Genomic DNA, 19,646 nt, shown 5'->3' with positions numbered 1-19,646 from the left:
GGCTCCTTCGCTCGGTGACGGCGCGTTCTTCCGGCCAGGGCGGGCCTCGCAGCGCGGACGTTGTGCTGCGTGGAAGACGGGCGTTGTCGGACTCTGCCGAGTCTGCCCGTCCGCGGTGCGGGCGGCTTGCCCATGAGTGAAGGACGATGGTGTCAGCGTGCACAGCCGTCGCGCGTCCCTTCGATCCCGCTTCCTCGGCGGAGCAGGATGGCGGGACGGAGCCGGTCGCTCAGGCCGGCTCTTCACTCGGAGGGAGCGGCGATGGAGCTGCAGCTGCAGGGCAGGACCGCCCTGGTCACCGGTGCCGCCGGAGGGATCGGCCGGGCCGTCGCGCAGGCGTTCGCGGCCGAGGGCGTGCGGGTCGCGCTGCTGGATCGCTCCGCGGCGGGGCTCGCGGAGACCGCCGCGTCCTGCCCCGGATCCGTCCCGGTCGTCGCCGATGTCACGGACGAGTCCGCGGTCGCTGCGGCCGTCGCCGATGCCGTGGCCGCGCTCGGAGGGCTGCACACGGTCGTGTGCTGCGCGGGGATCTCGGGTCCGGTCGGATCCGGGATCGAGGAGACCTCGCTCGCCGAATGGCAGGCGGTCTTCGCCGTGAACGTGACGGGGGCGTTCCTCGTGCTGCGCGCGGCGCTGCCCGCACTGCGCGCGGCGCCGGGGGCCTCGGTCGTGCTGGTCGCGAGCGACTCCGCGTTCGTCGCGTCGGCCGGGATGGCCCCGTACTGCGCGTCGAAGGCCGCTCTCGTCCAGTTCGGACGCGCCCTCAGCGTCGACCTCGCGGGCGACGACGTGCGCGTCACGACCGTGTCTCCCTCGATCGTGGACACCCCGATGAGCCGGGGCGACCTCGGCGACGAGGCGTTCGCCGCCCCGGCCTTCCCCGTGCAGACCGCGGAGGAGATCGCCGCGCACGTCGTCTACCTGGCCTCCCCGCTCGCCCGTGCGGTGAACGGATCCGGGATCCTCAGCGACTTCGGCTACAGCGCCCGCTCGGGCTTCCCCGCCTAGCCCTTCTTCGACCCCCTGTTCTTCCCCGACCCCCTGCTTTTCGACCTCCCCCGCCTTCCACGACAGGAGACCCCATGACCACCAACGGATCCACCGGACGCGTCGTCGTCATCACCGGCGGCGGCACCGGCATCGGCGCCGCGATCGCCGCCCGCTACGCGGCAGAGGGCGCGCACGTCGTCGTCGTCGGCCGCCGCGAGGCGCCGCTGCGCGAGGTCGAGCGCGCGGTCGGCGCGCACCCCGTGATCGCCGATGCCGCCTCGACCGAGGACGCGAAGCGGGCGGTCGCCGAGGTGCTCGCGACGTTCGGCCGCATCGACGTGCTCGTCGCCAACGCGGGCGGGCACGGCTTCGCCCCGGTGGGGGAGACGGACGACGCCGGATGGGAGGGCGCGATCCGCGCGAACCTCACCACGGCGTTCGTGATGGCGCGCGAGGCGCTGCCGGCGCTCATCGAGGCGAAGGGGCAGATCGTCGTGATCTCCTCGCTCGCCGGGCTCTTCGCCGGTCCCTCGGTCGCGGGCTACACGGTCGGCAAGCACGCGCTGATCGGCCTCACCCGCACGCTCGCGCGCGACTACGGCAAGCACGGCGTGCGCGTGAACGCGGTGTGCCCCGGCTGGGTGCAGACGCCGATGGCGGATGAGGAGATGGACGAGTTCGCGGAGCACGCCGGGCTCGCCTCGCGCGAGGAGGCGTACGCGACGGTCACCGCGGACGTGCCGCTGCACCGTCCGGCCCAGCCCGCCGAGATCGCGGCCGTGGTGCGCTTCCTGGGGTCCGCCGAGTCGTCGTACATGACCGGATCCGTGCTCGTCGTCGACGGCGGCGCGCACATCGTCGACCTGCCCACGACCGCCTTCGAGCACGCCGGGATGTAGGGGCGCACCGGCCCCGTTCCGTCGTCAGCCCTTCGTGCTGAGCGGGTCGGGGCCGTCCGGCTCTGCGGCGGGAGGCGTCTGCGCATCGGCGGCCCGCAGAGCCGGATCCATCCGGGCGAGCACCGTGCGCAGCTCGGCGATCTCGGCGCGGAGGGCGTCGACGTGCGCGACGGTGGCCGCCTGGCGGCTGGTGTTCTCTGCCGAGACCTGCTCGACGATCCACGAGGCGAAGGTCGCCGAAACGACGCCGAGCAGGCCGATGCCGCTGAGCATGAGCCCCACGGCGATCACCCGGCCCTCGAGCGTGATGGGCACGAGGTCGCCGTAGCCGACCGTCGTGATGGTCGTGAACGCCCACCAGATCGCGTCGGGGAACGTGACGATGCTGCCGCCGCCGGCGCGCTCGGCGTCGAGCACGGCCAGGGAGGCGACGTAGACGACGAGCAGGGTGGCGCCTGTCACGTAGATGACGATCTGGCCGCGCACGGCCCGGCCGGCGGTGCGCTGCAGCACCGCGAGCAGGGTGACCACGCGCAGCACCCGCAGCGGGCGGAGCATCGGCAGCACGACGGTCGCGAGGTTGAACAGGTGCGTGAGGAACCAGTGCCAGCGCCTTGGCGCGATCACGAGGCTCACGATGTAGTCGATGAGGAAGGTTCCCCAGGACACCCAGAGCAGGTCTTCGAGCAGGGCGCCGATGCTTCCTCTCGGATCCAGGATCACCTGGATCGAGTAGGTGATGAGGAACAGCACGGACGCGACGATGAGCGGCCACTCGGCGATCCGCCGCCAGCGCTCCAACGTCATGCGCGCATCGTACGCCCGGGCGGGCGCAGGCGGGACCCGCGGCGGCCCCTCGGTCTAGGCTGGGCGCCGTGACTCGGAGGGTGCGGTGGACGACGGTCGTCGTCGTGGTCGCCCTCGTGGCGCTCGCGGTGCTCGTGATCGGCCGGGGAGGGATCCCCGGCGGCCTCCCCGCGGCGGTGGTCACGTCGCCGTCCGCGACCGCCGGATCGGGGGCGGCCGGATCTGGGGGCGGAGCCGGGTCGGGATCCGCCGGCGACCCTGTGCGCGCCCTCTTCGAGGAGCGGCGCAGTGGGGTGGAGGTGCAGGGCACGGGTGTCGTGTCCCGGATCCTGCCGGACGACGACGAGGGTTCGCGGCACCAGAAGTTCATCCTCACGACTCCCGCGGGGATCTCGATCCTCGTGGCGCACAACATCGACATCGCTCCGCGCCTGGACGGGCTTTCGACGGGAGACCGGGTCGACTTCCGCGGCGACTACGAGTGGAGCGAGAAGGGCGGGACGGTGCACTGGACGCACCACGACCCCTCCGGCCGCCACGAGGCCGGCTGGCTCGCCTGGAACGGCCGCACCTTCTCCTGACCGCGCTCGCCCGCCCGCTCGCGCGCGCCCTCGCTCGCGCGCGCCCTCGCCCCGGCGCCGCTCCACCTTCGAGTCGTCCCCGTCAGCGGACCCTCTGGCGTGCGCTGACGGGGACGACCCGGAAGTGGGGGACGGTCTCGAACGCGGACGCGGTCGTCCGCCGGCGTTGCTCACCGAACGCACCGCATCCTGTCGGGGACACGGTTTCGCCGCGCCAACCCGCCGTGCGCTCGGCAGCGTCCGGTGCGCTCGGCACTACCCCCGGGTCCCCGCGCCCCCCCCCGGGGTCCCCGCGCCGCCGGTGCCCCCGCCCCCGGAGAGCATCCCCTCGAACTCGAGTCGTCCCCGTCAGCGGACTCCATAGCGTGCGCTGACGGGGACGACCCGAAGGTGGGGGAGGCGGATGAGCTGCGAGGGCTAGCCGCCGAGGTAGGCGCGGTGGAGGAGCTGGGGATCCGCGTGCAGGTCCTCCGCGGTGCCCTGGAACGACACGCGACCGCCGGCGACGACCACGGCCTCACGGGCGATGCCGAGCGCGAGCTGCGTGAACTGCTCCACGAGCAGCACGCCGACGCCGGACTCCGCGATCGACTGCACGATCGGCACGAGCCTCATGAACACGACGGGCGCGAGGCCGAGCGACATCTCGTCGATGAGCAGGATCTTCGGCTTCGCCGCGAAGGCGCGCGCGAGCACCACCATCTGCTGCTCGCCGCCCGAGAGCAGCGCGGTCGCGGAGTCGATCCGCTTCTCCAGCTCGGGGAACGGCGCGAGCGCCGCCTCGAGCTCGGCGGGCGTGCGCGCCGTGAGCGACAGGTTCTCGCGCACCGTGAGCGACGGGAACACCGCCCTGCCCTGCTCGATGTGCACGATGCCCCTGCGCGCACGCGTCACCCGGGAGAGCCGGTCGATGCGCTCCCCGTCGAGCGAGAGCGTGCCGGCCGAGTGACCGACGACGCCCGAGATCGACTCGATGAGGCTGGTCTTGCCCGCGCCGTTGGGGCCGACCAGGGCGAGCACCTCGCCGCCGCGCACGGTGAGCGAGACGTCGGAGATCACCGGCCCCGCGCCGCGGCTGACGGTGACGCCGTCCAGCACCAGTTCGCTCATGACAGCAGCTCCGTCTCTCCCATGTAGGCCTTGACGACGTCGGGGTTCGCGAGCACCTCGTCCTGCGGACCCGTCGCGAGCACCTGCCCGAAGTTCAGCACGGTGAGCATCGGGCACACCGAGCGCACCAGATCCAGGTCGTGCTCGATGATGATGAGCGCGACGCCGTAGCGCTGCGGCAGCTCGCGCAGCCGGGCGGCGAGCGCGAGGTGCTCGTCGTGCGAGAGCCCGGCCGCGGGCTCGTCGAGGATCAGCAGGCGCGGCCCGGCGAGCACGGCGGCGGCCACCTCGACCAGGCGGCGGGTGCCGACGTCGACGCTCGACAGCCGCGCCCGCGCGGGCGGGCAGCCGAAGAACGCGAGCGTCTCCTCGATGTCCGCCGCGGACAGCCGGCGTCGCGCGACGAAGCGCACGTACCCGCCCACGGTGAGCAGCGGCGGCACCCGGTCCTGCTGGAACGTGCGGCGCAGACCCCGCCGGGCGCGGCGCGTGGGGGAGAGGCCGGCGAGGTCGCGGCCGCCCAGCAGCACGCGTCCGCCGGGCTTGGGCAGGAAGCCGCTGATCGCGTCGACGAAGGTCGACTTGCCGGCGCCGTTCGGTCCGATGAGGCCCATGATCGACGCCTCCGGCACGGAGAAGGACACGTCGTCGAGCGCCTTCAGTGCGCCGAACTCGACCGTCAGATGTTCGACGGTCAGCACCGGCTCGCCGCTCAGCAGCGCCGGATCCATCGTGGCCGTGGTGGTCGTGCGGATCTCCTCGACGTCCTCGGCCGCATCCGGCGGCAGGGCGGAGAGGGCGGCGTTCGCGGTCCGCCGATCCTGACGCTTCCAGAGCAGGTTGCGGATCCCCTGGCCGAGGCTCGTCCCGCTCGTGAGCGCCTGCACGCCCAGGACGCCGAAGATCACGAAGCCCCAGTCCTGCGGGATGTGCCAGCGCTTGAGCAGTTCCGGCACGAGCACCCAGAGGATGCCGCCGAACACCGCCATGTCGATGAGGTGCGCGCCGCTCATGATCGCCAGCACGTAGAGCGCGAGCGATTGCAGGGGCGTGAAGCTCGCCGCGAACGGCAGCTGCACCTGGCCGGCGAGCAGGCCTCCCGCCACGCCGCCGAGCGCGGCCGACACGGCGAATGCGGTGAGTTTGGCGGCCTGCACGCTCTGCCCCGCGGCGGCGGTGCCGCGCTCGGAGAACGCGACGGCCTTCCAGCTCGCCCCCCAGCGGCTGCGCTGCAGGAAGAACACGATCAGCGCGCACACGACGAGCACGATGATCGACAGGAAGAAGAACATCTTGTCGTTCGAGAACATCGCGGGCCGGTCGATCGAGATGGCCTCCGCGGATCCGGGGAACTGGATCTGCACGAGCGTGACGTCGGCCGCGGCGGCGAAGCCCAGGGTGACCACGGCGAGGTTCACACCGCGCAGGCGCAGGGCGGGCAGGCCGACCAGCACTCCGGCGACGCCGGCGACGAGCGCACCGAGGACGAGCCAGACGATGAAGCCGCCCGGTGCGTGCCAGATGTTCATGAGGGCCACGATCCAGGCGCCGATCGCCGCGAACGTGAGCTGGCACAGGGCGATCATGCCGGCGGATCCGGTCACGACGCCCAGGCCCATGATCGCGATCGCCGCGATGACCGCGCTGATCGCGAGGTAGACGAAGTAGCCCGGAAGGGCGTTGGAGAGCAGGAGGCCGACGAGGATCGCGAGCGCTCCGACGACGAACGGCCAGACGGTGCGGACCACCGGCCTCTGCAGGAGCGGGACGGACGGACGGGCGGGCGAGAGCGGCTCAGCGTGCGGCATCCCACACCTCCTTGCGCTGGGTCCACAGCAGCAGGACCACGATGAACAGGAACGGGAGGAAGTTGCGCACGAGTGAGATCTCGTTGATCTGCGCGACGAGACCGCCGAGCACGCCCAGCACGAGGCCGCCGACGACCGTGAGGTCGAGGCGCTTGAAGCCGCCGAGCAGCGCCGCGGCCGCGGCGGGGATGATGAGCAGCGACAGGCTCGTCGCGTCGTTCGACTGCGAGGGGGCGACGATCACGATCGCGATCGCGCTGATCACGCCGGTCGCGAACCACACGGCGATCGAGAGCGGGCGGGAGCGGATCCCGAGCAGCTCGGCCGTGGTCGGGCGCTCGGAGAGCGCGCGCAGCTGGGTGCCGATCCGGGTGCGGGTGAGCAGGAAGTGCACCCCGACGGCGACGACGATCGCCATGCCCACCGTCCACACCGTGACCTGGCTGATCACCACGCCGCCGATCGCGAACGCGGGGCCCGCGATGATCGGGGTGAACGGCTGCGGCTTGTTGCCGAACAGGATGAACGAGAGCGAGATCAGCAGGAGCAGGGGGCCGACCGTCATCGCCGAGCGCGTCGTCGTGGACGCCTCGGAGAGCCAGGTCGCGGCGATCCAGCCGATCGCGGCGGCCAGTACCCCGCCGATCAGGACGCCGAGGACGGATCCGATCCACACCGGCATGCCCGCCTTGGTGACGAGCCACACGGCGCAGAACCCGCCGAACATGCCGGTCGCCGCCTGGGCGAAGTTGACGACCCGGACCAGCCGGGCCATGAGGGTGAGGCAGACCCCGAGCACGGCGTACAGGCCGCCGGCCGCGAGCCCCGCCAGGGCTCCTTCGAGCATGGTGCTTCTTCCTTCGTCTCGGCCCGGGGCCGTCGAGCGAGGACGCCGCGGCACCCTCGCTCGACGCCCCCGGAGGGGCCGGTCCTACTTCTTGGGGATCCGGTACCAGTCGTCCGCGATCTTCTGCCAGGCGTGCGTGCCGCTCTTGAGCTCGATGGGCCAGCCCGCGGTGGGGATGGTCCCGAACTTGTACGGGTCGCCGATCATCTTGTTCTGCACGGCGGGCATGCTCTTGATCGCCGCGGACACGGATTCCCGGGTGATGTCGCCCTTGACGGACTTCAGCGCCTCGATGAAGTACGTCGCGGCGAGGTATCCGCCCTGGCTGAACGAGGTCAGCGGGATGTTGTTCTTCGTCATCAGGTCGCGCCAGTCCTTGTTGACGTCGTTCTCCTCGGTGAACGGGTAGAACTCGGCGGGGACGTAGATGCCGGCTCCGGCGTTGTCGATCGCCTTCGCGAAGTTCTCGCTGTAGACGCTCGTCAGGTACAGCCAGGTCACGTCGTTCCAGCCCTGCGCGTTGGCGGCCTTGACCTGGCCGATCGCGTCGGGCTCGACCGGGTTGATCGCGAGGGCCTTGCAGCCCGCCTGCTTGGCCTTGACGATGTAGGGCGTGTAGTCGCTCGCGCCGTAGGGCACCGTGTCGTCGACGTAGAGCGGCTTCTTGCCGGTGATCTGGGTCCACTTGTCGATCGCGGCCTGGTAGGTCGGGCGGGTGGATCCGGCGATCTCCAGCAGCACGCAGATGTTGTCGAGCTTGAGCTGCTCGGATCCGTACAGCAGCGTCAGCGTCATGTCGTTGTACGGGCCGACGTTGGCCGGAGAGATGGCCTTGCTGTCGAAGCAGCCCGTGTCGACGCCGATGCCCGGGATCGAGAGGATGCCCTCCTGCTCGTAGTACTTCTTGTTCAGGTCGCATTCGATGAGGCTCGCGGAGCCGATCATCGCGACGGCGTTGTCGGATCCGACGATCTCGCGAGCGTTCGCGGTCGCGGTGGCGGGGTCGCCCTTGTCGTCGAGCGCCTTGTAGTCGATCTTGCGTCCGTTCAGGCCGCCGTCGGCGTTGAACTTGTCGAACACGGCCTTGGCCGCCTGGGACGCCTCGGGGAACGTGGCGGGCCCGGAGATGGTGTTGACGGATCCGACGACGATCGGATCGGAGGAGCCGGATCCGGAGCCGCCGTCGCCGGAGCAGCCGGCCAGGGCCAGCATGCCCGCGGCGAGCAGCGCTGCTGCGGCGGTGATGCGCTTGTTCATGTGATTCCTGTCTTCTCGGGTGCGGGGCGGACCCCGCGGTGTGGTGCAGGTCTGGTGCGGTGCAGGTCTGGTGTCGTGCAGGTCTGTGGTGTCGGTGGCGGCGGGCGGTCGCGGTGCGGCGGTCAGTCGCGGGTCGCGCGGGAGACCATCTCCGTGTCGGTGAACTGCTCGAACGCCACGACTTCTCCGCCCTCGAGCCGCCAGACGTGCGCGACGCGGGCGGCGAAGAACCGCCCCGTGCGCTTGTAGGTCCCGGAATAGGTGCCGATCCCGATCACGGTGTCGCCGCCGTCGACGACCTCGTCCACGGCGAGGGTGTAGTCGTCCCAGTCGTCCTGGAGGCGGGAGAACACGTTCTCCACCACGGCGTCGGGACCCACGTAGGTGCCGGCGTACGGGAAGCCCGCCGCCTCGGTCCAGCGCACGTCGTGGCGGAGCGGCGCGAGCATGCCGTCGACGTCGCCGCGGTCGCTCGCGTCGTAGTGGGCTCGGATGATGTCGGCATTGGTCATGACGGGTGCTCCTCGGGGGTCGCAGGGTCGACGGATACCGCGAGGCCGCCGTGCGGGACGCGGCTCATGGTGGTCGGCAGAGGTCAGACGGGCTGGGCGTCGGGGTAGGCGACCGCGCCGAGCGGGTAGATGTGGCCGCCGCCGCGGGAGTGCTCCGAGGCGCCCTCGCCGTTCAGGCCGAGGAAGATCCCGGTCGTCATCAACTGGTAGCCGAGGTCGTGCAGCCAGACGCTCGCGACCGCGATCCGGAACTCGCGGAAGCAGAACAGGTAGAGGCCGTCGGCGAATTTCCACACCGTCGAGAGGTCCATGTCGCCGTGCCCGCGCTGCACGCCCTCGAGGCACTGCCAGGCGTAGCGCTGGCTGGAGACGTAGACGTGCTCGTACAGGTGATGCGGGCTGTACCGGTAGATGTTGCGCTTGCCGATGAGGTCGCGGCTGGGCCCTGGAACCTCGCCCGTGGGTGCGCCGGCGCCGGTCGTGGCGGACCAGAACTCCTGGCCGACCTGCGGGGTGCCTTCGACGGCCTCCGCGGCGATGCGCGAGCGGACCACGGTGGCGCGGTGCGTGGTCGTGGAGTAGACGACGGTGAGCGCTTCGCGCTCACGCGAGGCGAGCGGCAGGTTCACGAAGACGACGTCGTCGCGCACCGCGACCGCGTCGTAGGGATCCGTGCCGGAGGCGCCGAGACCCGACCAGGTCACCTGTGCGGCCTCGGGGCCGGTCGAGGCGCTGAACTCGAGGGAGAGCGTCTCTCCGCCGTCCAGCGAGAGGTTCAGCGTGGTGCCGCCGAGGTCGATGTTCGGCAGGCGGTAGGTGTCGATCCCGGCGGCGAACTCGTCATAGGTGCGCCATTCGTCGAACCCGTCCTCGGGCGCGGAGGGCGGATCGGCAATCGTCACATCATCGGACACTCTGGGACTCCTTCGACCCTGACCCCGCCGGACTGCGGGGCGTGGAACCATGCTGTTCCGGCGCCGGAACGGCCTCAACGATCCGGATCCGATCCCGCGCCGAGAGTCAACCGGCGTGCCCCCAGGGGCAAGGCCGGAACCTTCGAAGTTCTACTTGTAAAAAACAAGTAATCGGATCAGACTGCTCTCATGACCGAGAGCAGGCGGAAGCTGATCCTGAGCTACTACGTGTCGATCGACGGCAGGAGCGTCGATGCGGCGAACGGCATGCGCGGGGTGATGGAGTCGATCGACGACGTGGCGCAGGAGGAGGAGTACGTCCGGCAACTGTGGGAGGCGGGCGCCTTCCTCATGGGCCGGGCGTCCTATGACGCGATGAAGGGGTTCTGGCCGGCGGCAGAGCATCCCTCCGCCGCTCCGATGAACGCGATCCCGAAGGTGGTCTTCTCGCGCACCCTCGATGCGGTCGACGAGTGGGGCGAGGCGAGCATCGCCGCGGGCGACCTCGCGGAGGAGATCGCGCGGCTCAAGGCCGAGCCGGGCAAGGACCTCTTCGCGATCGCGGGGGACTCGTTCCAGCGCGCCCTGATCGCCGCCGGCGTCGTCGACGAGTACCGCCTCTGGGTGCTGCCCGCGGCGGCCGGGACGGGCACGGCCCTGTTCCCGGAGCAGGATGCGCCGGTGCGGCTGCGGCTCGTGCAGAGCACGCCCTACCCCAGCGGCGTCCTCGAACTGCGCTACGTGCCGGCCTGACGATCCGCGAGACTCCAACTGGGCGACGAGACTGCGGTTCAGGAGCGCAGTCTCGTCGCGGAGATGGAGTCTCGCGGGTAGAGCAGTGGGCAGCGCGGGTGCACTCAGTGCGTGGCGCGGTACTCGCTCGGGGAGACGCCGTAGGCGGTCTTGAACGCGCGGCTGAAGTGCGCGGCGTCGACGAAGCCCCAGCGCGCGGCGATCGCGGCGACCGGGCGGTCGGCGAGGATCGGATCCAGCAGATCGCGACGGCACTGCTCGAGCCGGCGGGTGCGGATCCAGGTCGACACTGTCGTGCCCTGCTCCTGGAACAGGCCGTGCAGGTGCCGCGTGGAGATGAAGTGCGCGGCCGCGATCGACGTGGGGCCGAGATCGGTCGAGGCCAGGTTGCGGTCGATGTGGCCGCGGATCCGCTGCATGAGCGCGCGGTGCGGATCGGCCGCCGCCTCATCGAGGCCGAGCTCGCGCGTGAACACCGTCGAGACGAGGTCGAGCGCGCTGTGCGCGAGACGCGCGCCGGTGGCACCGGCGAGCTGATCGAGGTTCGTGGCGAGCTGGCGCAGGTACGGCACGACCATGCCGCCCAGTCCCTCCTGACCCGAGATCCGCACGGCGGTGAGCTGGCCGACCATCTCCGGAGGCAGGCTCAGCAGGTGTTTCGGGAACATGACGACCATGGTGCGGAAGTCCTCGTCGAACACGAGCGAGTACGGGCGGTCGGTGTCGTAGACGGCGAGATCGCCGGGGGTGAGCACGGCCTCCCGGTCGTCCTGGATGAGCAGTCCCGTGCCGGCGAGCATCAGGCTCACCTTGAAGTACGACCGGTCGCCGCGCGCGATGAGCTCCGGCGTGCGCTCGACCACGTGGCGCGACGCGCGCAGGTCGGTCACGTGCACCTCGTCGACGGAGGCGCCGCGGATCAGGCCTCGGAACGGCTCGGCGCCCTCGCCGCTGACCTGCAGAGGCACGAAGGAGTCGGACACGGCGGAGCGGAACTCGCTGATGTTGCGCGCGACGAGCGTCGAGACGGACTCTGCGGGAGCGACGGGAATGGCTGCCACGGCTGATCACCTCGGGAAGATGCAGGGGTGGATCGACGACTTTGTATACGATCCGTTGAGGCACTCTACCACCGCGGGCCGGGCGGCGGGGGAGATCCCCGCCGCCCGGCCCGCGGACGGTGCGCCGTCGCGTGCTATTCGACGAGCTTGCCCGCGGTGTCGACCTCGCGGATCAGCGCGTCGATCTCGGCCGGGATCGACGGGATCTCCTCGCGCACGACGCCCGTGGACGGCGACCAGACGAGGTTGACCTGCAATGCCGGATCCATCTCGGGGTAGTCGCTGCGGTTGTGGCAGCCTCGGGTCTCCCGGCGCTCGAGCGCCGCCTCGACCGTCGCGCGCGCGGCGAGGGCGGAGGAGCGCAGGTCGAAGGCGTGCGCGAGGTCCTGGAAGCCCGCGATGTCGGGATGGATCCCGATCCGCGTCATCCGTTCCTCGATCGCGTCGAGCTCGGCGAGCCCTGCGCGCAGGCCGTCCTCGTCGCGGACCACGCCCGCGTGCGCGGTCATGGTGTCGCGGATCGCGCGCTGCAGCGCACGCACGTTCTCCGGGCCGTCGGCGGCCAGCAGGTCGTCGATCTCGGCCCTGGCCCGGCGGACGGCCTCGGTCGAGCGGTGCTGCGCGTCGAGCCCGTAGGCGTGCGCGACCGCGGCGCGACCCGTGATCCGCCCGAAGACGAGCAGTTCGATGAGCGAGTTGCCGCCCAGCCGGTTCGCGCCGTGCAGACCAGAGGAGGCCTCGCCGATCGCGTACAGGCCGTCCACGTCGGTGCGGTGGTCCTCCGGGCGCACCCAGACGCCGCCCATCGAGTAGTGCGCGGTCGGCGCGATCTCGATCGGATCCTTCGTGATGTCGAGCATCTGCAGCTCGAGCAGGGTCTGATAGACGCGGGGGAGGCGGGTCATGATCGTCTCGCGGGGCAGGTGCGAGACGTCCAGCCAGACGCCGCCGTTCGGGGTGCCGCGGCCCTCGGCGATCTCGGTGTACGCCGCCAGCGCCACGCGGTCGCGGGTGGACAGCTCCATCCGCTCCGGGTCGTACTTCTGCATGAACCGCTCGCCGAGCGCGTTGCGCAGGATCCCGCCCTCCCCGCGAGCGGCCTCGGACACCAGCGTGCCCGCTTCGCTCTCCGGCTCGATGATGCCGGAGGGGTGGAACTGCACGAGTTCGGGGTCGCGGATCCGCCCGCCCGCCTCGACGGCGAGGCGGAAGGAGTCGCCGGTGTTCTCGTCGCGGCGGGACGAGGTGCGCCGCCAGATGCGGTTGTGGCCGCCCGCGGCGAGGATCACGGCGTCGGCGTGGATGAGGTACCGGGTGCCGTCCACGAGGTCGAAGCCGTAGGCGCCGAAGATCCGGGGGACCGTGCCGCCGTCGGGGGCCGGGACGTCGTCGACCAGCAGGCGGGTGATGTAGACGGTGTCGAGGATCGGGATCTCGAGCTGCTCCGCGCGGTCGACGAGCGCGCGCTGGATCTCCAGGCCCGTGTAGTCGCCGGCGAAGGCGGTGCGGCGGAAGGTGTGCGCGCCGAAGAAGCGCTGCGAGATGCGGCCGTCGTCCTCGCGGGCGAAGCCCATGCCGTAGCGCTCGAGGTCGCGGATGCCCTCCTCCGCGCCGCGGGTGACGATCTCGACCGTGCGCGGGTCGGCGAGGAAGTAGCTCTCCTTGATCGTGTCGGCCGCGTGCTGCTGCCAGCTGTCCTGCGGGTCCATCGTGCCGAGGGCGGCGTTGATGCCGCCGGCCGCGAGGGAGGTGTGCGCGTCGTGGCGCGGGCGTTTGCCGACGGCCAGCACGTCGACGCCCTGCTCTGCGACCTCGATGGCCGCGCGCAGGCCGGATCCGCCGGTGCCGATCACGAGCACGGTCGTGGAGATGAGGCGCTCGCGGGTGGTGTTCTCAGTCATGGGTTCCACGCTAGGAATCCGCCGGTGATTACTCCAATGCATAATCCGGCTAGAGTGAATGCGTCTAGGCTATGGTCATGAACCTCGAGCAGCTCCGCGGATTCGTCGAGATCGCCCGCCTGGGCAACTTCACCCGGGCCGCCGAGGAACTGCATCTCGCGCAGCCCTCGCTGAGCCGGCAGATCTCGACGCTCGAGCGGGAGCTCGGATCCGAGCTCTTCCATCGCGCACGCGGGCACATCTCGCTCACCGCGGCGGGCGAGGTGCTGCTGCCGTACGCGCGCCGCATGCTCGCGGATGCCGCGTCCGTGCGGCGGGAGATGGCCGAGATCGCAGGCCTGCGCCGCGGGCGGGTGCGTCTCGGCGCCCCGCCGTCGCTGTGCGCGAGCATCGTTCCCGAGGTCGTCGGCGCATTCCGGGCCGCGCATCCCGGGATCGAGCTGGAGATCACCGAGCGCGGCTCGCGGGGCCTCGTCGCCGCGCTCGCCGAGGGGGTGCTGGATCTCGCACTGCTCGCATCCTCGGATGCGGCGGCGGCGTCGCCCGTGAGCCTCAGCCGCACCCCGCTGCTCGAGGAGGACCTCGTGGTGATCTCCTCGGCCGCCCAGTCTCCCGTGAGCCACGGTCGGGCCATCGCGCTCGCGGCGGTCGCGGACCTGCCGCTCATCGCGTTCCCGCGCAGCTACGAGCTGCGTGCGGCGACGGATGCGGCGTTCGCCGGGGCGGGGCTCGACGCGGAGGTCGTCGTGGAGGGACCGGAGATGGACACCGTGCTGCGGTTCGTGGAGCGCGGGGTGGGCGTCGCCGTGGTTCCCGCGATGGTCGCGCTCGACCGTCCTGGACTGCGCGCCGTGCCCCTGGCATCGCCCAAGCTCACGCGCACCGTGAGCCTGGCGCATCGGGCCGACATGGCGCCGACCAGGGCGGCCGCGGCGCTCCGCGACACGATCATCGCCACCGCCGACGCCCTCGTCGACTCCGGGGACTTCGTCGCCAAGGCGGTGTGACCCGCGCCCCGCGCTCTCCACTTCCGGGTCGTCCCCGCCGGCGGAGGCCATCGGGTGCGCTGGTGGGGACGACGCGAAGGTAGGAGGGGGATCAGGGGCCGGAGAGGGTGGCGCCGAGGATGCGCACGGCCTCCGGGAAGCGCTCCGGGTTCTCGCCCGAGTAGTTGAGGCGGACGAAGGCACCCGAGGGCTCCGCAGGGAACCATTCGGAACCGGGCGCGAGGATCACCCCGCGCGCGGCGCACTCGCGCACGACGAGCTCCGCGTCGCTTCCCTCGGGCAGGCGCACCCACAGATTGAGGCCCCCGCGCGGCACCGTCTCGACGATCGCGGCCGGTGCGTGCTCCCGGAGCGCGTCGAGCAGCAGATCCCGGCGCGCACGCAACTGGTCCCGCACGCCCCGCAGGTGGGTGCGCCAGGCGGGCTGCGTGACGACGTCGAGCGCCGCGGCCTGCAGAAGTCCGCTGACGTACATCGATTCCGCCGCGCGGTCGGCCAGGATCCGGTCGCGTGCGGGACCGCGGGCGATGACGGCCGCGACCCGCAGGGCGGGGGACACGCTCTTGGTCAGCGAACGGAGGTAGATGACATGTCCGTCGTCGTCCTGGGCGGCGATCGGCCGAGGATCCGCGTCGATCGCGAGATCGTGCGCCCAATCGTCCTCGATGAGGAACGCGCCCCGTCGCCGCACGATCTCGAGCACGGCGGTCCGCGTCGCCTCCGGCCACACGGCGCCGGTCGGATTCGCGAACGACGGCTGCGCGTAGAAGCCGCGGGCGCCGGTCTCGGCGAAGGCGCGTTCGACCGCCTCCGGATCCGGGCCGTCCGCATCGGCGGGGACGGGGACGAGCTCGACACCCGCCTGCGCGGCGGCGAGGATCGCACCCCAGTAGGTGGGCGATTCGATCAGGAGCGGCTGACCGACGCCTACCACGGCGCGGAAGATCGAACTGAGCCCGCTCTGGCTGCCCGAGATGATGAGCGCGTCGCGGGCCGACGCCGGAGTGACGCCGACCGGGGCGGCGGAGGCCAGCTCGCCCGCGAACCAGGCCTGCAGCTCGGGGGATCCCGCCGCCGGTGAGCGCAGCACGGCCGCATCCAGCCGCGCGGCGCGGGTGAGCGCCTGCCGCACCAGCCGCTCGGGGAGCAGCTCCGGTGCCGGGTAGCCGGAGTGCAGCGCGATCGCGTCGAGCGCCGCGGACCGCTGCGTGGCGGACAGCGCCGGCATCCGCGACGGCGGGGTGCCGAGGGCCGCGGTCTGCCACGCGTAGTCCGCCGGCCGTGCCGTGCGCACGGCACGCGTGAAGGTGCCGGCACCGGGGCGGGACTCGATCAGGCCGAGCGCGGAGAGTCGGCGCATCGCCTTCTGCACGGTCACCGGACTCGCCCCGTGCTGCGCCATGAGCGCGCGGTTCGAGGGCAGGCGCGCCCCCGGGGCGGCGTGCGCGATCCAGTCACGCAGCGCCGTGACGATCCGCTCACTGCTATCCTGACTCATGACAGAACAGAGTAGCGTTACTCGAACTTCGCGGCCAGTGCTATCCGTCCGCTCCGGACTCGGCTGGGGCCTTCTCGGCGTCGTGGCGTTCTCCTTCACGGTCCCGTTCACGCGCGTCGCCGTCGGCGGGCTCTCGCCGCTGTTCATCGGGTCCGGCCGGGCCGTCGTGGCCGCGGTTCTCGCAGGGCTCGCGCTCGCGCTCACGCGCCAGAAGCCGCCGACGATGCGGCAGTGGCTCCGGCTGGCGGTCGTCGCCGGCGGCGTCGTGGCGGGATTCCCGCTGCTCACGTCCTTCGCGCTCACCACGGCGCCGGCGAGCCACGGCGCCGTCGTGATCGGACTGCTCCCCGCCGCGACCGCGGTGGCCGCGGTGCTGCGCACGAGGGAGCGTCCCTCGCGGTCCTTCTGGTTCTTCGCGGCGCTGGGGGCCGTCGTCGCGATCGGCTTCGCGGCACTGCAGAACGGCGGGCTCGGCGGGCTCCATCCGTCCGATCTGCTGCTGTTCGGGGCCGTGCTCGCGGCGGCGGTCGGCTACGCCGAGGGCGGGCTGCTCGCGCGGGAGCTCGGCGCGTGGCAGACCGTGTCCTGGGCGCTCGTGCTGTCGGCGCCGGTCATGATCGTGCTCGCCTCGGTCGCCCTCGCGGGGGAGCCGCCGCAGGCCACGCCGGTGCAGTGGCTCGCCTTCGCGTATCTCGCCGTGGTCAGCATGTTCCTCGGCTTCTTCGCCTGGTACCGGGGCCTCGCGATCGGGCCGATGGCGCAGGTGAGCCAGATCCAGCTCGTGCAGCCCGTGCTGAGCATCCTCTGGGCCGGGATCCTGCTGCACGAGCAGCTCGGCGCGGCGACGATCCTCGGCGGCCTCGCCGTCATCCTGTGCGCCGCGCTCGCCGTGCGCACCCGGCTTCGGAAGGACGCCTGATGCGGCACACGCCCCGCTACCTGATGACCGATCCCGTCGAGGTCGTGCGGCTGATCCGCGCGCACCCGTGGGCGACGTTCGTGTCGCCCGTCGCGACCGGGCTCGTCGCCTCGCACTACCCGGTGATCCTGGACGAGACCACGGACCCGGAGGACGGCATCGTCATCGTCAGCCACTTCGGTCGACCGGATGAGCAGCTGCACGAGCTCGGCGCGCACGAGGTGCTCGTGATCGTGCAGGGCCCCCACGACTACGTCTCCCCGAGCTGGTACGCGCCGGGCGATCTGGTGCCGACCTGGAACCACGTCACCGCGCACCTCTACGGCACGCCGGAGATCCTCTCGGAGGAGGAGAACTACGCGATGCTCGCGCGGCTCACCGACCACTTCGAGCAGCACCATCCGCACGGCCGCAGCCTGTCGGAGGACGAGGAGGGCACGCGCCGGATCGCCCGGGGCACGGTCGGCCTGCGTCTGCGCGTCGAGCGGTTCGAGGCGCGCGCCAAGCTCAGCCAGAACAAGTCCCCCGAGGTGCGCGCGTCGATCGCCGCGCACCTGGAGCAGCGCAACCCCGCCCTCGCGGCCGAGATGCGACGGCCTCGCCCCGGGAAGGGGTGAAAACCACCGAGTCGTCCCCGCCGGCGGAGCCCAGGGGGTCCGCTGGCGGGGACGACTCGAAGGTGGGGCGGTCAGTGACCGCAGGTGCAGGCGTCGCCGCCGCCGCAGCAGGCGGATCCGGATCCGGCCACGGCGTGCGCCTGCGACGACTCCGGCACGTCCATGCCGGGGTTCTGGTCGAGGAAGCCGTAGGGGCGGAACGCGAAGCCCGCGGTGTCGACCGGCATGATCGGCCAGTCCTCGGGGCGCGGGAAGTGCGTGAGCCCGAACGTGTGCCAGAGCACGAGGTCGGCCCCGTCCGGGCCGTCCAGGGGCGCGTCGCCCGCGGAGTACTCGGGCAGCCCCGATCCGCCCTGGTGCGCGTTCGGGTAGCGGCCGGCGGGCCAGAGCTCCCCCTCGCGGTGCGCGGTGGCCCACAGGTGCTTGGTCGCGAAGGCGGCGCGCGCGGCGACGGAGGAGGCCGGATCCGCCATGAGCAGCGCGGTCGGCTGCGGCACGAGCTGATACGCGGTCGCCCGTCCCACGGCGTTCGTGTGCGAGGCGCTCTGCACCTCCCAGACCCGCGCGACCGAGGTGTCGGCCTCGCGCTGGGCGGCGGACTCGGAGCCGAGCGCGGTCTCCGTCCAGCTGAACGCGTTGCCGAACGGGTTCTCCGGTCCCATCGGCACGCGCGCCGCGTCGACCTCGACGAGACGGTTGTCGGATCCGTCGACCGCGACGTCGAGCCGCGCGCAGAACAGGTGCTGGTGCACGGGCGCGAACACGCCGGGGGCGAGCTCGGTCGCGTGACGCTGCGGGACGCCCGGCTCTCCGGCGCCGACGAACACGATGCCCGTGGCCTTCGCGATCACCTCGATCGTCCCGTCCAGGCCGAAGTTCCAGTAGAAGCCGTAGTCGTAGTTGCCGATCGTGGAGAAGTACGAGACGACGAAGCGGCGGGCGCGGCGCACGTCGGAGCGGCCCTCGAGGTTCGTGTGCTTCCAGAGGATCCCCGTGTCCTCCTCGTGCATGCAGATCACGTTCGGGATCCGCACCGGGTGGCCCTGGTCGTCGGCGACGAAGCCGTCCAGGTAGCGGATGACGCCCAGGCAGTCGCAGCCGAGCTCGAGGTGGTTCGCGTTCTTGCCGAGCAGGTACTCGCCGGCGTCGAAGTAGCTGATCCAGAAGCGGCCCGGCGCGGTGTCGCCGTAGGGGACCACCATCTCCGGCACGCTCGCGCGGTTCAGCACCGGCCGCCCGTCGAAGGTCACGTCGTGCAGCACCAGGCCCTCGCGGGCGTTGAAGCTCACCCGCATCGACCAGTTCTCCCACTCGACGAGGGATCCGGTCACCGCGAAGCTCGGCCCCTCGGGCTGCACGATCTCGATCGGCTTGAGGGACGTGCGCGCCTCTCCCTGCACCTCGGGGTAGTAGTTGCCGTGGCCGGCGGGCACGGGGACGTCGCCGACGTCCTCGACGCGGATCACGCTGTTCGCCGTGAGGTCGATGTGCACGATGAGGCCCTCGACCGGGTGCGCCCAGGGCGAGTCGAGCTCGTCGTAGCGGAGGAACGTGAGCGAGCGGATCACGCGTCGCCCGACCTCGTCGGCGCGGCCGGTGTAGCCGGGGGCGAGCGGCCCGCAGAAGGCGAGGTCGATGTGCTCGGCGAGCCCGCGGCGCTCCATCGCGGCACGCCACTCGGGCGAGGCCTTGGCGATCGACTCGGCGCGCTCGTACTCCTCGAAGAGGTACTGGGGCTGGCCGTACGGCGGGGCGTCGTTCGGCACGCGCTCGGCGCGCAGCACCTCGCCGCGGGTGATCGAGACCACGACCTCGGTCGCGACGCCGGTCGCGGTGTCGAGCAGGGTGGCGTCGATGCGGCGGTCGATCGGCGCGCCGGGAGCCCAGGCGGCGAGCTCGGCCCGCGTCGGCTCGTCCGGCAGCAGCATCGGCACGCGCACGGTGTCGCCGAGAAGTCCCGCCGCGGCGAGGATCGCGCGGGCGGCCGCGATCTCCGGCCCGGTGAGCGGATCCAGCGGATGCGGCGTCGGGATGGCGTCGAGCGTGATCGGCTGCGGAGCGTGGTGGGGCATCGTCGACCTCTGCGGTTTAGTTGAGCAATCGCTCAAGAAACGGGTTGCGTCGATGATATGCCGCGCGGGGCGCGGGCGCAATGGGTGTCGTGG

Annotated in this window: 18 protein-coding genes; 7 read left to right on the top strand and 11 right to left on the bottom strand. The window is 71.7% G+C overall.

Features of this window, described 5'->3' with window-relative positions:
- Positions 1 to 261 precede the first annotated feature (261 nt).
- Together ACIPY5_RS05905 and ACIPY5_RS05900 are read left to right on the top strand one after the other, a co-directional pair.
- Complete coding sequence (locus ACIPY5_RS05905) at positions 262 to 1,008, top strand: SDR family NAD(P)-dependent oxidoreductase (RefSeq protein WP_400967807.1); 747 nt, start codon at positions 262 to 264, stop codon at positions 1,006 to 1,008.
- A 74-nt stretch (positions 1,009 to 1,082) separates the two neighbouring features.
- On the top strand, positions 1,083 to 1,889 hold the full coding sequence (locus tag ACIPY5_RS05900) for an SDR family oxidoreductase (protein WP_309339839.1): 807 nt from the start codon (positions 1,083 to 1,085) through the stop codon (positions 1,887 to 1,889).
- A 24-nt stretch (positions 1,890 to 1,913) separates the two neighbouring features.
- On the opposite strand, the gene ACIPY5_RS05895 is transcribed toward ACIPY5_RS05900, so the two are convergent.
- Positions 1,914 to 2,696, bottom strand: a complete 783-nt coding sequence (locus ACIPY5_RS05895; RefSeq protein ID WP_400967803.1) for a potassium channel family protein — start codon at positions 2,694 to 2,696, stop codon at positions 1,914 to 1,916.
- A 68-nt stretch (positions 2,697 to 2,764) separates the two neighbouring features.
- On the opposite strand from ACIPY5_RS05895, the gene ACIPY5_RS05890 reads away from it, so the two are divergent.
- Positions 2,765 to 3,277 (top strand): DUF3465 domain-containing protein, encoded by a 513-nt coding sequence (locus ACIPY5_RS05890; RefSeq protein ID WP_400967800.1) that lies wholly within the window; start codon positions 2,765 to 2,767, stop codon positions 3,275 to 3,277.
- 417 nt (positions 3,278 to 3,694) lie between these two features.
- Here ACIPY5_RS05890 and ACIPY5_RS05885 read toward each other — a convergent pair whose 3' ends face one another.
- The 6 genes from ACIPY5_RS05885 to ACIPY5_RS05860 form a co-directional block, all read right to left on the bottom strand.
- On the bottom strand, positions 3,695 to 4,387 hold the full coding sequence (locus tag ACIPY5_RS05885) for an ABC transporter ATP-binding protein (RefSeq protein ID WP_400967797.1): 693 nt from the start codon (positions 4,385 to 4,387) through the stop codon (positions 3,695 to 3,697).
- Positions 4,384 to 6,195, bottom strand: a complete 1,812-nt coding sequence (locus tag ACIPY5_RS05880) for an ATP-binding cassette domain-containing protein (RefSeq protein WP_400967794.1) — start codon at positions 6,193 to 6,195, stop codon at positions 4,384 to 4,386. The genes ACIPY5_RS05885 and ACIPY5_RS05880 overlap by 4 nt, the downstream gene beginning before the upstream one ends.
- Positions 6,182 to 7,042 (bottom strand): branched-chain amino acid ABC transporter permease, encoded by an 861-nt coding sequence (locus tag ACIPY5_RS05875; protein WP_309337165.1) that lies wholly within the window; start codon positions 7,040 to 7,042, stop codon positions 6,182 to 6,184. Before ACIPY5_RS05875 ends, ACIPY5_RS05880 begins: the two co-directional genes overlap by 14 nt.
- An 84-nt stretch (positions 7,043 to 7,126) precedes the next feature.
- A complete protein-coding gene (locus tag ACIPY5_RS05870; RefSeq protein ID WP_309337163.1) occupies positions 7,127 to 8,299 on the bottom strand; it encodes an ABC transporter substrate-binding protein in 1,173 nt (390 codons plus the stop codon).
- Between the two features lie 122 nt (positions 8,300 to 8,421).
- The gene (locus ACIPY5_RS05865) at positions 8,422 to 8,811 is read right to left on the bottom strand and encodes a nuclear transport factor 2 family protein (RefSeq protein WP_309337161.1); all 390 of its coding nucleotides are present in this window, start codon (positions 8,809 to 8,811) and stop codon (positions 8,422 to 8,424) included.
- An 83-nt stretch (positions 8,812 to 8,894) separates the two neighbouring features.
- Positions 8,895 to 9,725, bottom strand: a complete 831-nt coding sequence (locus ACIPY5_RS05860) for a MoaF C-terminal domain-containing protein (RefSeq protein ID WP_400967788.1) — start codon at positions 9,723 to 9,725, stop codon at positions 8,895 to 8,897.
- A gap of 189 nt (positions 9,726 to 9,914) precedes the next feature.
- On the opposite strand from ACIPY5_RS05860, the gene ACIPY5_RS05855 reads away from it, so the two are divergent.
- Positions 9,915 to 10,478 carry a dihydrofolate reductase family protein gene (locus ACIPY5_RS05855; RefSeq protein WP_400967785.1) on the top strand — a complete coding sequence of 188 codons (564 nt, stop codon included), beginning with the start codon at positions 9,915 to 9,917 and terminating at the stop codon, positions 10,476 to 10,478.
- A 104-nt stretch (positions 10,479 to 10,582) separates the two neighbouring features.
- On the opposite strand, the gene ACIPY5_RS05850 is transcribed toward ACIPY5_RS05855, so the two are convergent.
- Complete coding sequence (locus ACIPY5_RS05850) at positions 10,583 to 11,539, bottom strand: helix-turn-helix domain-containing protein (protein ID WP_309337155.1); 957 nt, start codon at positions 11,537 to 11,539, stop codon at positions 10,583 to 10,585.
- Between the two features lie 134 nt (positions 11,540 to 11,673).
- Positions 11,674 to 13,440: an L-aspartate oxidase gene (locus ACIPY5_RS05845; protein WP_400967781.1), complete on the bottom strand. Its 1,767-nt coding sequence runs from the start codon at positions 13,438 to 13,440 to the stop codon at positions 11,674 to 11,676.
- Positions 13,441 to 13,517: 77 nt separating this feature from the next.
- Between ACIPY5_RS05845 and ACIPY5_RS05840 the strand changes: the two genes are divergently transcribed.
- Complete coding sequence (locus ACIPY5_RS05840; protein WP_400967778.1) at positions 13,518 to 14,447, top strand: LysR family transcriptional regulator; 930 nt, start codon at positions 13,518 to 13,520, stop codon at positions 14,445 to 14,447.
- A gap of 91 nt (positions 14,448 to 14,538) precedes the next feature.
- Here the strand turns inward: ACIPY5_RS05840 and ACIPY5_RS05835 are convergent, their stop codons facing one another.
- Positions 14,539 to 15,945, bottom strand: coding sequence for a PLP-dependent aminotransferase family protein (locus tag ACIPY5_RS05835; protein WP_400967775.1), 1,407 nt, complete (start codon positions 15,943 to 15,945; stop codon positions 14,539 to 14,541).
- Here ACIPY5_RS05835 and ACIPY5_RS05830 point away from each other — a divergent pair.
- Both ACIPY5_RS05830 and ACIPY5_RS05825 read left to right on the top strand, forming a co-directional pair.
- Complete coding sequence (locus tag ACIPY5_RS05830) at positions 15,944 to 16,864, top strand: DMT family transporter (protein ID WP_400967772.1); 921 nt, start codon at positions 15,944 to 15,946, stop codon at positions 16,862 to 16,864. The genes ACIPY5_RS05835 and ACIPY5_RS05830 overlap by 2 nt on opposite strands.
- Positions 16,864 to 17,481: an FMN-binding negative transcriptional regulator gene (locus ACIPY5_RS05825; RefSeq protein ID WP_400967769.1), complete on the top strand. Its 618-nt coding sequence runs from the start codon at positions 16,864 to 16,866 to the stop codon at positions 17,479 to 17,481. The genes ACIPY5_RS05830 and ACIPY5_RS05825 overlap by 1 nt, the downstream gene beginning before the upstream one ends.
- A gap of 71 nt (positions 17,482 to 17,552) precedes the next feature.
- Here ACIPY5_RS05825 and ACIPY5_RS05820 read toward each other — a convergent pair whose 3' ends face one another.
- The gene (locus ACIPY5_RS05820; RefSeq protein ID WP_309340781.1) at positions 17,553 to 19,553 is read right to left on the bottom strand and encodes a primary-amine oxidase; all 2,001 of its coding nucleotides are present in this window, start codon (positions 19,551 to 19,553) and stop codon (positions 17,553 to 17,555) included.
- Between the last annotated feature and the right edge of the window lie 93 nt (positions 19,554 to 19,646).

It is taken from the genome of Microbacterium sp. NPDC089698, assembly GCF_044749045.1.
Lineage (GTDB): Bacteria > Actinomycetota > Actinomycetes > Actinomycetales > Microbacteriaceae > Microbacterium.
Note: the sequence above shows the minus strand (reverse complement) of the source record. Positions and strands in the feature narration are given on the sequence as shown.